Below are 12,975 nucleotides of genomic sequence, written 5' to 3'. Positions count from 1 at the left end.
ATTCCGGGGAATCTTCTGCGGGGGTGTCGAGAAGGGTGGCGCCTGCTTCTACCTCAGGGTGAGAGCACCGACGAGGGTGCGCAGGCGTGAGGAGCGAACCATGAAGTACATGCTGCTGATGCAGTTCAGCGCCGCCGGGACAGACTTCCCGGGCATTGACACCTGGACTCCGGACGAGGTCCGGGCGCACATCGCGTTCATGGGCGAGGTCAACAACAAGCTGACCGCCTCCGGGGAGTGGGTCGACGGGCAGGGCCTTGGCGGCCCACAGCAGGCCCGGATCGTCCGTGCCGGTGAGGGCGGGACGCCAGTGGTCACCGAGGGGCCGTTCGCCGAGACGAAGGAGTTCCTCGCCGGCTTCTGGATCGTCGACTGCGACAGCCCGCAGCGGGCGGTGGAGCTGGCCGCGTACATCTCCACCGCACCCGGCCCCGGCGACCGGCCACTGAACATGCCGATCGAGGTGCACCCGGTGATGTCCGCCCCACCTGAGGAGCTGTGAGGGCTGACCACTAATCCCCGCATCGAGGACCTGCTGCGCGAGCTGGCGCCGCAGGTCCTCGGCGTGCTCGCCCGCCGTTTCGGTGATTTCGCCACCGCCGAGGACGCCGTGCAGGAGGCGCTGCTGGCCGCCGCCACCCAGTGGCCAGCCGAAGGGCAGCCGACAAACCCACGCGGCTGGCTGATCCAGGTCGGTTACCGGCGCATGATCGAGCTGGTCCGTGGTGAGCAGGCCCGGCGCCGCCGGGAGGACCTGGTCGCCCGCCAGGATCCCGACGACCGGGCGTACGCACCGGCTGCGGACGAGGAGTTGACCGCCGAGCGGGACGACACCCTGGTCCTGCTGATGCTCTGCTGCCACCCGGCGCTCGCCCCGGCGTCGGCCGTGGCGCTGACCCTGCGCGCGGTCGGCGGGCTGAGTACCGGCGAGATCGCCCGCGCGTTCCTGGTGCCCGAGGCGACCATGGCCCAGCGGATCAGCCGGGCCAAGCAACGCATCCGCGCATCCGGGCTGCCGTTCCGGATGCCCGAGCCGGCGGAGCGGACTGACCGGTTGACGGCCGTCCGGCAGGTGCTCTACCTGGTCTTCACCGAGGGGCACACCAGCACCACCGGCCCGGACCTGCGCCGGATCGACCTCGCGGCGGAGGCGATCCGGCTGACCCGCGCGCTGCACACACTGCTGCCCGACGACAGCGAATCAGCCGGTCTGCTGGCGTTGATGCTGCTCACCGAGGCGCGCGGCCCGGCACGCACCGGGCCCTCTGGCGAGCTGATCTCACTCGCCGATCAGGACCGCAGTCGCTGGGACGCGGCGGCGATCGCCGAGGGCGTCGCACTGGTCACCCGTGCACTGCCGCGTGGACCGATCGGCCCGTACCAGGTGCAGGCCGCCATCGCCGCGCTCCACGACGAGGCGCCGAGCACCGGCGAGACCGACTGGCCGCAGATCCTGGCGCTCTACGAGGTGCTGGAACGGCTCGCCGGCAGCCCCGTGGTGGCGCTCAACCGAGCTGTGGCGACCGCCATGGTGTACGGGCCGGCGGCCGGCCTCGCCGCCCTCGACGCGCTGGCCGACGACCCCCGATTGGCGGGGCACCACCGGCTGCCCGCCGCCCGCGCGCACCTGCACGAGATGGCCGGTGACCGGGCCCGGGCGATCGCCGACTACCGGGCAGCCGCCGCGCGGACGAGCAGCCTTCCCGAGCAGCGCTACCTCACCATGCGGGCAGCCCGACTAGCCGCCGAACCGGAACCGCCCGCCGCCAACTGATCGCCCTCCGCGACCCCGGACCAGCCACCGCCAACGCCGCACCGCCCGCCGCCAACGCCGCACCGCCCACCGCCAACGCCGCACCGCCCGCTACCGCCTCCGCACCAGCCGGCGCCGGATCCAGACCGACCGCCACGGCGGCACCCGGCGCCTGGTTGAGCTGAGCCGGACGCGAGGTCACCTCGCGCCGGGTGTGGACCCGGTCGGCCGGTTGGGTGGGCAGCCAGGCCTCAAGGCCGGAGGAGGTACCCGGACCGCCTTTGGAGCTGATGTCGTAAACGATTCACCGACGCATGCCTGGAGACCGCGGCAAAGGCGGGACGGGCAAGCGGGCCGGCCGAGCGGGCGACGGGCTCGCGGGCTCGCGGGCTGGGCTCGCGGGCTGATCTGAATCGTGTGTGACATCAGCTCCAAAGGGGCCGGAGAACAAGCACCGAACGACGCGGCCCCACCCGTTGATCTAGGGCATATCGTCGCGATTCGAGATCCACTAGCAGTGATACGCCCTAGATCGACGAGGATCGGAGCCGGACGGCGGCGGCGGCGTTAGCCTGACCGGCGACGAGTTTCCCGCCGAACATTCAGGACTGAGGGCCGCATGGCGTACGTGCTGCTGGGGATCGCCATCCTCGCCGAGGTGCTGGCGACCAGCCTGCTCAAGAGCACCGCCGGGTTCAGTCGCCTCTGGCCGACGCTGGGTTGCATCGGCGGTTACCTGCTGGCGTTCATCCTGTTGGCCCAGGCGGTCAAGGAGATCCCGGTGGGCGTCGCGTACGCCCTCTGGTCGGGTCTGGGCACCGCGACCATCGTGGCGATCGGGGCCGTGTTCCTGGACGAGCCGGTCGGGCTGGCCAAGGTCGCCGGGATCGCGTTGATCATCGCCGGGGTGGTCGTCGTGAACCTGGCCGGGGAGCACTGACAGGGGTCACGGTGGCCGGGCCCGTCGCGGGGCCCGGCCACCTGCCCGTCGGTCAGTTCGCGGTGCAGCTCACCGCCGGCGTGGCGTTGCTGCCGGTCCAGCCGCCGATGAAGCCGAAGCTGGTGCTGGCACCGGCCGCCAGCCGGCCGTTGTAGTCCACGTTGCGGGCGGTCACCGCAGCTCCGCTGCTGGTCAGCGTCGTGTTCCAGGACTGGGTGACACTCTGGCCGTTGGCGAACGTCCACCGGGTGGTCCAGCCCGTGATCGCGCTGGAGCCGGCGGTCACCCGCACCTCACCCTGGAAGCCGCCCTGCCACTGGTTGGTCACCGTGTACGTCGCCGTGCAGCCACCGGCAGGCGGAGGCGTGGTCGGCGGGGGCGTGGTCGGTGGAGGCGTGGTCGGTGGGGGCGTCGTGGGCGGAGGCGTGGTCGGCGGGGGGATGCTGTCGAAGACGCTGGCCTGCCGGGCGGTCTGCCGGATGCCGTTGGCGCCGTTGAAGAGCCGCTGACCCCAGGTGGTCAGGCTGGCCGGGTTGAAGGCGGTTGCCAGGTCCAGATACTCCACCCCACCGCCGTTGCCGCTCCACGACCAGCCCAGCCAGCCGATCCCATTGGCCTGGCTGTACGCGAGGATGGTGTCCTCGTCCGGGTCGCCGTCGGAGTGGTTGAAGCCGAACTCACCGACCACGATGGGCAGCCCTGCGGTGCGGAAGCGACCCAGGTAGTCGGTGATCTCCGCGGCGGTGTCGAACACCCCGTACATGTGGATCGAGAAGACGGTGTTGCGTGCCGGGTCGGCGGCGAAGACGGACGCGGCGTTGTCGCGCATGGTGAACGACCAGTCCTGCCCCCAGTTCGGCGCGTCCACCATGATGGTGTGGGTCAGGCCGCCGGTGCGCAGCCGCTTGATCGCGTTGGCGTTGTCGGTGGCCCAGGAGGCGTAGTTCTGGTTGCCGTACGGCTCGTTGCCGATGTTGACGATGACGTATCTTTCCTGGCCGGCGAGGACGTCGGCGAGGCTGAGCCAGTAGTCGACGGCCCGGGCGAGGGTGATTGCCCCGCTCTGCTCGCCGTACCCGGTGGTGTCGTGCACCTCGAGCACGCAGATCAGCCGGTTGGCCTTGCACAGCGAGATGACGTTCGCGACGTCGGCGTTGGTGTTGCGGGTCCACCGGTCGCCGCTGGAGAGCACCACCCGCACGGTGTTCGCGCCCAGCGCCTTGACGTTGGCGAACGAGCTGGTCTGCTGCGGGTACCAGGTGTGCGCGTGGTTGACACCGCGCATGATGAATTCGGTGCCGTTGGCGTCGTACAGCTTGCCGCCCGCGACGGAAAAACCAGCTGCGGCATGCGCCGGCTGGCCGAACGCCAGCACGGCGACGAGCAACGCGAGCAGGGCCGCGCCTGCGGCGGAGAGTCGAGTCTTCATGGCCTTCCTCAGGGAGGACCCCCGGTGCCCGACAGGGGTGGGATGTGACAGGGGAAGGCGGCTGCAGCCCGGCAGCCGCCGCCCGACTCACGGCGCGCACGCATCAGCGTAGGACGATGGATTGGTCGGCGCAACCGGTTCAGTGACCGGGCCCGAGCTGCAGACAGCCGTGACGGCCCACGCAGGCGCGGGCCGTCACGGGGCGATCATCCCCACCACAGGATGTGCGCCACCTCCGGCTCTTAACCGGTTAAGAGGGACCGTAGGCAGGTCGCCGCCATCCGTCAAGCACTGCCGGGGCAGAACCGGACGGGAGGGTTGACCGCTGCCGACCTGGGTATCCCGGGAACGATCCGTCGGTGGAAGGGGATACCAGGATGGTCAGCGTCGGCTACACCCTGATGAGCGAGCAGGCCGGTCCCAAGCACCTGGTCGACCATGCGATACGGGCCGAGGCGGCCGGTTTCGACCAGCTGGTGATGTCCGATCACTACTACCCCTGGTTGGACTCCCAAGGCCACTCCCCGTACGCCTGGTCGGTGCTCGGCGCGGTCGCCCACGCCACCTCCCGCGCGCAGCTGATGTCCTTCGTGACCTGCCCGATCCGCCGCTACCACCCGGCCGTGGTCGCGCAGAAGGCCAGCACGATCGGCGCACTATCGGACGGCCGGTTCACCCTCGGTCTGGGTGCCGGCGAGAACCTGAACGAGCACGTGGTCGGTGGCTGGCCGCACGTACAGCAACGGCACGAGATGTTCGAGGAGGCGCTGCAGATCATCCGCCCGCTGCTCAACGGGGAGACGCTCACCTTCTCCGGCAACCACTTCGACGTGCCCGACGCCTACATCTGGGACCGCCCGGAACAGCCGGTGCCGATGGCCGTCGCCGCGTCCGGTCGACAGTCCGCGACGCTGGCCGCCGAATATGGCAACGGCATCATCTCCACCGAACCCGACCGGCGCCTCATCGAGATGTACGACGACGCCGGTGGTGCCGGCCAGCCCCGCTACGGCCAGGTGGCCATCTGCTACGGCCCCGACGAGGCGGAATGCCGCAAGATCGTGCACGACCAGTTCCGCTGGTTCGGAATGGGCTGGAAGGTCAACGCCGACCTGCCCGGCCCGGAGTCCTTCGCCGCCGCCACCCAGTTCGTCCGGGAGGAGGACGTCGCCGAGGGCATCTCCTGCGGCCCGGACGTGGACGCGCACGTCGAGGCGTTCCGCAAGTTCGTCGACGCCGGTTTCACCCACGTGGCGATCGTCCAGGTCGGCGGCGAGACCCAGCCGATGTTCCTGGACTGGGCGCAGGAGCAGCTGCTGCCCCGGTTGCGCGAGCTGTGAGACTCAGCCCGTCCGGGCGGTTCAGTCTGGCGGAACTGCGGCTCGCCATGGCCGCGCCCAGGCCGTCCGCCGGACTGACCAGCGAGTGGCGGCTCGTCGACGGACGGCGCACCCACACCCGGCGCAGTGCGGACCCGGGGACCGGTGCGCCGCCCGTGGTGCTGGTGCACGGCCTGGCGGTCTCGCACCGTTACCTCACCCCGCTGGCCGTCGCGCTCGCCACCACCCACCCGGTGTACGTGCCGGACCTGCCCGGCTTCGGGCTGACCGAACGCCCCCGGAGCGCGTACGACGTGCGCCGGCATACCGACCACCTCGCCGCCTGGCTGGCCGCGTACCGACTGCCGCCGGTCTGCCTGCTGGGGCACTCGTTCGGCGCGGAGGTGGCCGCCTCGGTCGCCGCGACCCACCCGGGCGCGGTACGCGCGTTGGTGCTGGCCGGATTGACCAGCGACCCGGCGGGCCGGTCCCGCCGTACACAGTTCGGCCGGTGGCTCGTGGACACCCTGCGCGAGGCGCCGTTGCAGTCACCGATCCTGGCCCGGGACGTGTGGAACGCCCGGCCCTGGCGGGTCTTCGCGACGCCGTCGCACTCAGTGCGCAACGCGGTCGAGGCGGACCTCGTGCGCATCACCGCGCCCACCCTCGTCCTGGCCGGCGATCGCGACCCGGTCGCACCGCCACGATGGCGGGACCAGGCAACCCGGCTGGTGCCGGACGCCAGCCTGGTGGTGGTCCCCGCCGCCGCGCACAACGTGGTCACGACCGCCCCGACGGCGGTCGCGACCGCGATCCGCCACATCCTCGCCCCCGATCCCGCACTCACGGACAGGTGAACTCATGCGCTTCGGCAACACGGAGATCCGTCCTCTCGGCGGTGGCCTCGGCTGCCTCCTGATGATCCTCTTCTCGATCCTCGCCTCGGTGGTGCTCACCGTCCTGCTCAACCTGGTGCACTGATTCGTCCGACCCGGCGGCGCGGGCTGGTCAGCGGCGCAGGCCCAGGGCGCTGAGCACCTCCCGGGATGCCAGCCGGGCCGGGTCGAGCACCGAACGGCGGGTCCAGCGGGCCGCCGGCGCGACGATGGCCCGCCAGGCCGCCCGGAGGCCGTGCGCCACCGGCACGACCGTCACCGCCCAGACCCAGCGGACACCCCGCACCAGGGGGCGCACGGTGTGCCGCCACAACCAGCGCAACCCTCGCCCGAGCGGGCGCAGCAACAGTCGATGGAGCAGCCGCAGCACCCAGCCGGCCGTCCACCACGCACCGACCACCGCGGCGACGACCAGCCGGCCGCACCCCACGATGACCCACCAGATCCCCCGGAACAGCCCGATGAGCGCTGTGCGCAGCACCCCAGCGAGCACGCCCAGGCCACGCCACACCAGCCGACCGGCGGGCGTGACCGCCGCGCCCAGCCACCGCAGCGGCCGCAGGACCAGGTGTTCGGCGAGCCAGACCAGCACGCGGCACAGACCGACGAGCGGCGGACGCAGCGCCCTGCGGGCCAACCAGACCAGTGGCCCCCAGAGCAGCCGCCGGGCCGACCGCCCAACCGCCGACCCCAACGCGACCAGCGCGGCACCAAGCCAGACCAGCGGGGACCAGACCACCGTGCGGGCGGCCCGGGTGGCGGCGTACGCCAGCCACACCAGCGGACGCCAGATCAGGGTGCGGGCCACCCACGCGAGGCCACGCGCCAGCCAGACCAGCGGGAGCCAGAGGAGGGTGCGGGACGCCCACGTCAACGGAAGCCACAGCAGATTGCGGGCGCACCAGACCAGCGGGAGCCAGACCAGCCGGTGCAGGGCCCAGGCCAACGGGGACAGCAGCCAGTGGCGCAGGAACCGGCCAGCCGGAGCGAGCAGGTGCCGGTGCAGCAGCCGACCGGTAGCCGCGATCAGCTCCCAGAGCAGACGTACCGGCAGCACCACGACGAGCGCCACACCACGCGCGACGGCCGCGACGAGCGGGAACGCGACGGCGGCCGGCTCGGCCGTGTGCGGGGTTGGCGGGTCGAGGGTCGGCCGCGCCACCGCTGGCGCGGCCGGCTGACCGCTCCGGGGCCCAAGCAACGGCGAGCGGACGGTGGGGCGTTCGGTCACGGTGGGCACGGTAATCGGGTCGCGCCATGTCCCGGGTTGCCGGTCGCACCGTCAGGAAGGGGCCCTTCCGCTCATCAAAGGTCGACCGTGGCGAGGAGCGGATAGTGGTCGGAGGCCGTGTCCGCCGCTCCGCCACGGATCACCTGGCAGTCGCGGACCCGCTCAGCCAACGCGCGGGTGCCGAGCAGGTAGTCCAGTCGCATCCCGGCGAACTCGGCCCCGCCGAACCGGGTCGGGACGGTGAGGCCGTCGGCCTCCGGTGCTCCGGCGGCGAACGACGGCCAGAGGTCGACCAGGCCGGCGGCGAGCAGCCGGGCGATCGCGCGGGTGTCCACCTCGCCACCGGTCCGGCGCAGGTGCCGCCGCCGGTAGAGGGTGGGAATGCCGGCGAGGCGGGCGGTGTGATCGACGGTCGGGTCGAGCGAGTTGAGGTCACCGGTGATCAACGTCAGCGGCCCCTCGGAGCGTCGCATCGCGGCGACCAGCCAGTCGGCCTCCATCCGCCGTCGTCCCCCGGAGTACGGATAGAGGTGGGTGCCGAGCACGGTGAGCGGGCCGGCGGAGGTGGCCACCACGACGCGGGCCGCAGCGTGATGGAACGGCCGGCGCAGCGTCCCCGCGTCGATGACCTGCAACGGCGGCCGGACCAGCACCGCCACGGGCTGCCCGAAGCAGGACCGGGCCAGGTGGGGTGTCATCCCCACCCGGCCCGCCACCTCAGCCATGAGCCCGCCGCGGTCGAAGCCGCGCAGCTCCTGGAGGGCCAGCACGTCCGGTGCCTGCTCGTTGACGACCTGAACCACCTGATCCAGCCGGTCCGGGCCGCCGCGATCCCGACCGCCGGTGCGGATGTTCCAGGTCATCACTCGCAGCACGGTGGTGCTCAGTCGGCTCGGCCGGCCCGCGCCAGCTCGTCGTCGAGGGTGTCCACATCCTCGGACTCGATGGCCGGCTGGTTGCCTTCCTTCAGGTCGGCGTTCGGGCGGATGACGAGGTAGAGCAGCCCGATCCAGAGCGCGGAGAGCAGGATCGCGCCCATGAAGTCGGTCGGGTGGTGCATCCCCCGGTACATCCGGGAGGTGGCCACCCCGACCGGCATGATCACGGCCAACGCCACGAAGATCCAACGCCACCACCGATCGGTACGCGGCAGCACGATGACGGCGATCGCCAGCCAGATGCAGATCGTGGCCGCGATGTGCCCCGACGGGAACGACGAGGTGGGCATCTGCCCGTCCAGGTTCTCCACGGCCGGGCGCGGCCGGTCGATCGCGCGGGCCGAGGCGAGGAAGAGGGTCAGCTCACCCACCATCGCCAGCGCCACGAACAGCACCGGACGCCAGCGCCGCCACACCGCCAGCACCAGTGGGCAGAACACCAGCGAGATCAGCAGGATCGCGTGGGTGTCACCGAACTTGCTCCACCACCAGCTCACGTCGGTCAGCACCTCGGTGTGCCGCTCGGCGAACCAGCGCGGCACCTCGGTGTCGAGGGTGTCGAAGATGGTGCCCTTGGCGTGGTAGCTGACGTACGTGCCGAAGGCGTACAGCGCTCCGAACACGAGCACCCAGCCGACCAGCAGCTCGGCCACCGCCGAGCGGGGATGGGCCAGCACGTGCTCCTCGGCCGGGGCGGGGGCGATGTCGTGCCCCGCCTCCGGCTCCAGGCCCTCGGTCAGCGGCGCCACCGGGCGCCCTCGCTCACGCCGCCACAACCGGAAGGCGTACGCGGTGACGCCCAGCCACGCGGCGCCGAGCAGCCAGCCGGCCAGCACGTCCGAGATGAAGTGCACGCCCAGCGCGATCCGGGTCAGGCCGATCAGCGCCACCAGCACGCCGACACCGACGATCGCAGGCTTGCGCCAGCGGGGGGCCATCGCCGGCAGGAACACCAGCAGCAGGGCCCCGTACGCGACGAACGAGCCCAGCGCGTGCCCACTCGGGAAGCTGTTGCCGGGGGCGCTGGCGATCGGCACATCCACGACCGGGCGGAGCCGGCCGACCAGCGCCTTCAGTGACGGGTCGAGGATCAGGCCACCGACCCCGGTGATGATCAGGTAGACGGCGAGTCGTGGCTGGCGCCGGATCAGCAACCCGACCACGGCGATGGTGACCAACCAGATGAGGATCGGCCGGCCGCCCAGGTCGGTCACCGCCTCCAGGACGGTGACGAGTGCGTGGTGCGGGGCGATGAGCCCGTTGAACCACTCGGCGACCGCGTGGTCGGCGTCCTGCAACGGGCTCCACCGCACCCGGACGAGCAACAGCAGCAGCCCGAACGCCACCCCGGCGCCGGTGACGGCGACCAGACCAGCGATGCTCCGCTCGGTGAAATGACCGATCGGACGCCGCGCCACCTCTTTGACCGCGGTCACCCCGCACCTCCCTTGTCTGCCTGGCGCTGCGCTTTACCCGATCTGCGCGGCGCGTACACCAAGGTGCCGCTAGAGCGCCGTCATGTCCCCGGTGTCCAGGAGCTCGGCGCGGTCGGCCTCGGGCTCCCACAGGTCCGGTTGGGCGGGCTCCTGCACGCCGATGCGCAACGCCTCCAGCTGGGCGGCGAAGGCCAGCCCGCCGAAGAGCGCCATGCCGGTGAGGTTGGCCCAGAGCAGCAGCGCCATCATCCCGGTCAACGCGCCGTAGGTCTGCCCGAAATCGTCGCTGAACCGCACGTACGCGGCGAGCAGCAGGCTGGCCAGCCACCACAGCGCCGTGGCGATGCCGGCGCCGAAGAACAGCCAGGAGAGGCCGGGCTGCTTGCGGCGCGGCGCGCGCCGGAACAGCACCGCCACGGCGAGCACGGTCAGCCCGAGGCTCAGGGGGAAGCGGACCACGTTCCAGACGCCGTTGGCGAGGGCACCCCACTCGTAGTGCTCCCGCACCGAGTCGCCCACCGCCCCGCCGGCGACCAGGATCAGGAAGCCGGCCAACGCGGGCAGGCCAGCGGTGACGGCCAGCACGGCGGCACGGAGGTACTTCGACAGCGCCGGGCGGTCCCGCTCCACGCCGTAGATGCGGTTGGCGCCCCGTTCGATCTGGGCCATCGTGGTGGTCAGTGCGATCAGCCCGGTGAGCAGACCGAGGGTGAGCGCCAGCTCTCCGGCGTCCTCGACACGTTCGCCCTCGCCGAGCAGCTCGGCGACCATCTGCTCGCTCTGGCCGGGGGTGAGCGCGAGGACGGTGTCGGCGACCACGCGGCCGCCCTCTTCGACGCCCAGCTCACTGATCAGGCCGGTGAGGGCGATCATGAACGGCACCACGGCGAGGCAGAGTTGCAGCGCGAAGGCCCGGGAGTGGCTGAAACCGTCGCCGTAGCGAAAGCGGATGAAGGCGTCCCGCAGCAGGTGCCAGCCGCCCTGGCGGCGCAGGGTGCGCCAGGCGTCGTCGGCGGACAGCTCCGCGTCGGCCATCAGCCGGGTCTCCGGCACGATCCGGGTGCTACTCACGGCGCGCTTCCTCGATCAGCTGCTCGCCCCGCTCCCCGGCGCGTTGCGCATCGACGGCAAGGTCGGGGGCGTCCTCGGGCTGTGGGACGCAGAGCCAGAGCGCCTGGGGCCGGACCTCCGCCAGCAGCTGCCGGCCGGGGGAGATGAGGTCGCCGTCCAGCTCCCGAGGCTGGTCCCGGTTACTGGTGACCACCACGCGCCGGCCCCGGAACACCTCCATCTGCGGCACCTTGCCGCTGCGGCGGATGACCGCCCAGCCGAGCGCGAGCCAGTGCCGCAGGTTGCGCGGAGTGAGCACGGCGACGTCGAGCCAGCCGTCGTCCGGCTCGGCCTCGGTGAGCAGGCGTACCCCGCCCTGGAGCCGGCCGACGTTGGCGATCAGCACCGAGCGGGCCCGGCGGCGCACCGGCGGGCGGTCGTCGATGCGGATCTGCACCCGCATCGGCCGGTCCCGTAGGTGGCGGGCGGCGCCCACCACGTACGCCGGCCAGCCGATGCGGGCCTTGGTGGTCTCGGAGGTGGCAGCCAGCATCTGGGCGTCGAAGCCCATGCCCGCCATCACGGTGAAGTACTGGTCCTCGACGGCGCCGACGTCGAGCAGCCGTCGGCCGCGCTCGATGGCGACCTCCAGCCCGGCGGCCAGGTCGGTGGAGAGCCCCAGGTTGGCGGCGAGCAGGTTGCCGGTGCCCTGCGGCAGCACAGCGAGGGCCACGTCGGTGCCGACCAGTGCGCTGACGCAGGACATCACGGTGCCGTCGCCGCCGCAGGCGAAGACCAGGTCGACGCCGGCCTTGACGGCCTGCTCGGTCTGACCGCGGCCCGGGTCGTCAGCGGTCGTCTCGTACCACTGCGGCGCGGGCCAGCCGGCGGCGCTCAGGGCATCCTCGACGGTGCGGCGCAGTTCGTCGAGATCGTCGACCTTGACCGGGTTGACCACCACCGCGGAGCGCAGCCCGCCGTCGCCGCCCGAGGGCCGCCTGTCGTGTCCAGCATCCACGGCGCCAGTGTGCAGCACCCGGACGGCTTCAGCGACCCGGCGGGCGGCCGACGTCGGAAGTGCCACAGACAGGTTTCAACACGACAGCGCCCGTCACGCCGCCGCCCGGAGCGCGAGCTCCACCCGTCGGCGTAGATCGTCGAGGTCGACCCCGGATTCGGTGAGCACCAGCGCGCCCAGCCCGTGCCCCTCCCGGAGCACCCCGAGCAGGATGTGCTCGGTGCCGATGTGGCGGTGGCGCAGGCGCAGCGCCTCCCGCAGCGACAGCTCCAGCGCCTTCTTGGAGCGGGGCGAGAACGGGCCGCCGAGGTACCGCTTGCGCCCCCAGCGGCGGCGCGGTGCCGGCACGGCCTCGCGCAGCGCGTCCGGGCCGAAGGACTGCTCGATGCGGGCCACGATCGCGGCCAGGTCGATGCCGATCTCCCGCAGGGCCGCAGCGTCGGCGTCGCCGAGGCCGGCACCGCCGCTGGCGGTGTGCCGTCGGACGCGCTCGCGGAGGTCGTCGGCGCGCACCCCGGCGTCGGTGAGCACCTGTCTGGCCAGTCCGGCGTCGTCGGCGAGCAGCGCGAGTAGCAGGTGCTCCGTGCCGACTGGCCGCTGACCTTCGGCCCGCGCCTCCTCCAGCGCACGTCGCACGACGTCGCGCGCCCGGTCGGTGAACCGTTCGAACATCACGCCTCCCAGGATGAGTTGACCGCCGGTCGCCCGGCGTGCTTCTTGTGCACCGCCTGCCGGCTGACCTCGAGCGCGTCGGCGATCTCCTGCCAGGACCAGCCCTGTCGACGGGCGTTGTCCACCTGGACCACCTCAAGCCGCTCGAGCAGCCGGCGCAGCGCGCGGACGGCGCGCAGCCCGACCCGGGGGTCGGTGCTGCCGGCTGCCGCCGCGAGTTCTGTCGCCTGACTCATGCCGTCAACATACGTTGACACCGCCACTCGTGTCAACCCCAGTTGACGAGCCCGCGA

At 72.1% G+C, this 12,975-nt stretch carries 13 protein-coding genes; 5 read left to right on the top strand and 8 right to left on the bottom strand.

Features of this window, described 5'->3' with window-relative positions:
* Positions 1-100: 100 nt before the first annotated feature.
* From ABZS37_RS09320 to ABZS37_RS09310, 3 genes are all read left to right on the top strand, one after another.
* Positions 101-502, top strand: coding sequence for a YciI family protein (locus tag ABZS37_RS09320; protein WP_355167181.1), 402 nt, complete (start codon positions 101-103; stop codon positions 500-502).
* Between the two features lie 3 nt (positions 503-505).
* On the top strand, positions 506-1,774 hold the full coding sequence (locus tag ABZS37_RS09315; RefSeq protein WP_355167458.1) for a sigma-70 family RNA polymerase sigma factor: 1,269 nt from the start codon (positions 506-508) through the stop codon (positions 1,772-1,774).
* A 598-nt stretch (positions 1,775-2,372) separates the two neighbouring features.
* Entirely contained in the window at positions 2,373-2,693 is a 321-nt protein-coding gene (locus ABZS37_RS09310) for a multidrug efflux SMR transporter (RefSeq protein WP_355167179.1), read from the top strand.
* Between the two features lie 52 nt (positions 2,694-2,745).
* On the opposite strand, the gene ABZS37_RS09305 is transcribed toward ABZS37_RS09310, so the two are convergent.
* Positions 2,746-4,122, bottom strand: a complete 1,377-nt coding sequence (locus ABZS37_RS09305; RefSeq protein WP_355167177.1) for a cellulase family glycosylhydrolase — start codon at positions 4,120-4,122, stop codon at positions 2,746-2,748.
* Between the two features lie 377 nt (positions 4,123-4,499).
* On the opposite strand from ABZS37_RS09305, the gene ABZS37_RS09300 reads away from it, so the two are divergent.
* Together ABZS37_RS09300 and ABZS37_RS09295 are read left to right on the top strand one after the other, a co-directional pair.
* Complete coding sequence (locus ABZS37_RS09300) at positions 4,500-5,462, top strand: TIGR03557 family F420-dependent LLM class oxidoreductase (RefSeq protein WP_355167175.1); 963 nt, start codon at positions 4,500-4,502, stop codon at positions 5,460-5,462.
* Positions 5,459-6,298 (top strand): alpha/beta fold hydrolase, encoded by an 840-nt coding sequence (locus tag ABZS37_RS09295; protein ID WP_355167173.1) that lies wholly within the window; start codon positions 5,459-5,461, stop codon positions 6,296-6,298. Before ABZS37_RS09300 ends, ABZS37_RS09295 begins: the two co-directional genes overlap by 4 nt.
* A gap of 151 nt (positions 6,299-6,449) precedes the next feature.
* On the opposite strand, the gene ABZS37_RS09290 is transcribed toward ABZS37_RS09295, so the two are convergent.
* From ABZS37_RS09290 to ABZS37_RS09260, 7 genes are all read right to left on the bottom strand, one after another.
* Positions 6,450-7,568, bottom strand: a complete 1,119-nt coding sequence (locus tag ABZS37_RS09290) for a hypothetical protein (protein ID WP_355167171.1) — start codon at positions 7,566-7,568, stop codon at positions 6,450-6,452.
* A gap of 74 nt (positions 7,569-7,642) precedes the next feature.
* Positions 7,643-8,443, bottom strand: a complete 801-nt coding sequence (locus ABZS37_RS09285; RefSeq protein ID WP_355167169.1) for an endonuclease/exonuclease/phosphatase family protein — start codon at positions 8,441-8,443, stop codon at positions 7,643-7,645.
* 8 nt (positions 8,444-8,451) lie between these two features.
* Positions 8,452-9,942 (bottom strand): phosphatase PAP2 family protein, encoded by a 1,491-nt coding sequence (locus tag ABZS37_RS09280; protein ID WP_355167167.1) that lies wholly within the window; start codon positions 9,940-9,942, stop codon positions 8,452-8,454.
* Between the two features lie 69 nt (positions 9,943-10,011).
* Positions 10,012-11,013: a YihY/virulence factor BrkB family protein gene (locus tag ABZS37_RS09275; protein WP_355167165.1), complete on the bottom strand. Its 1,002-nt coding sequence runs from the start codon at positions 11,011-11,013 to the stop codon at positions 10,012-10,014.
* The gene (locus tag ABZS37_RS09270; RefSeq protein WP_355167163.1) at positions 11,006-12,010 is read right to left on the bottom strand and encodes a diacylglycerol kinase family protein; all 1,005 of its coding nucleotides are present in this window, start codon (positions 12,008-12,010) and stop codon (positions 11,006-11,008) included. Before ABZS37_RS09270 ends, ABZS37_RS09275 begins: the two co-directional genes overlap by 8 nt.
* Positions 12,011-12,103: 93 nt before the next feature.
* Positions 12,104-12,682 carry a Clp protease N-terminal domain-containing protein gene (locus tag ABZS37_RS09265; protein WP_355167161.1) on the bottom strand — a complete coding sequence of 193 codons (579 nt, stop codon included), beginning with the start codon at positions 12,680-12,682 and terminating at the stop codon, positions 12,104-12,106.
* The gene (locus ABZS37_RS09260) at positions 12,682-12,918 is read right to left on the bottom strand and encodes an HTH domain-containing protein (RefSeq protein WP_007457155.1); all 237 of its coding nucleotides are present in this window, start codon (positions 12,916-12,918) and stop codon (positions 12,682-12,684) included. Before ABZS37_RS09260 ends, ABZS37_RS09265 begins: the two co-directional genes overlap by 1 nt.
* Positions 12,919-12,975: the final 57 nt, after the last annotated feature.

The sequence above is a fragment of the Micromonospora sp. NPDC005413 genome, assembly GCF_040606435.1.
GTDB lineage: Bacteria > Actinomycetota > Actinomycetes > Mycobacteriales > Micromonosporaceae > Micromonospora.
Note: the sequence above shows the minus strand (reverse complement) of the source record. Positions and strands in the feature narration are given on the sequence as shown.

What these genes read in the sequence shown, in the direction of transcription:
- ABZS37_RS09320 (WP_355167181.1), top strand. Translation starts at nt 101, where the DNA reads ATGAAGTACATGCTGCTGATGCAGTTCAGCGCCGCCGGGACAGACTTC.
- ABZS37_RS09310 (WP_355167179.1), top strand. Translation starts at nt 2,373, where the DNA reads ATGGCGTACGTGCTGCTGGGGATCGCCATCCTCGCCGAGGTGCTGGCG.
- ABZS37_RS09305 (WP_355167177.1), bottom strand. Translation starts at nt 4,122, where the DNA reads ATGAAGACTCGACTCTCCGCCGCAGGCGCGGCCCTGCTCGCGTTGCTC.
- ABZS37_RS09300 (WP_355167175.1), top strand. Translation starts at nt 4,500, where the DNA reads ATGGTCAGCGTCGGCTACACCCTGATGAGCGAGCAGGCCGGTCCCAAG.
- ABZS37_RS09265 (WP_355167161.1), bottom strand. Translation starts at nt 12,682, where the DNA reads ATGTTCGAACGGTTCACCGACCGGGCGCGCGACGTCGTGCGACGTGCG.
- ABZS37_RS09260 (WP_007457155.1), bottom strand. Translation starts at nt 12,918, where the DNA reads ATGAGTCAGGCGACAGAACTCGCGGCGGCAGCCGGCAGCACCGACCCC.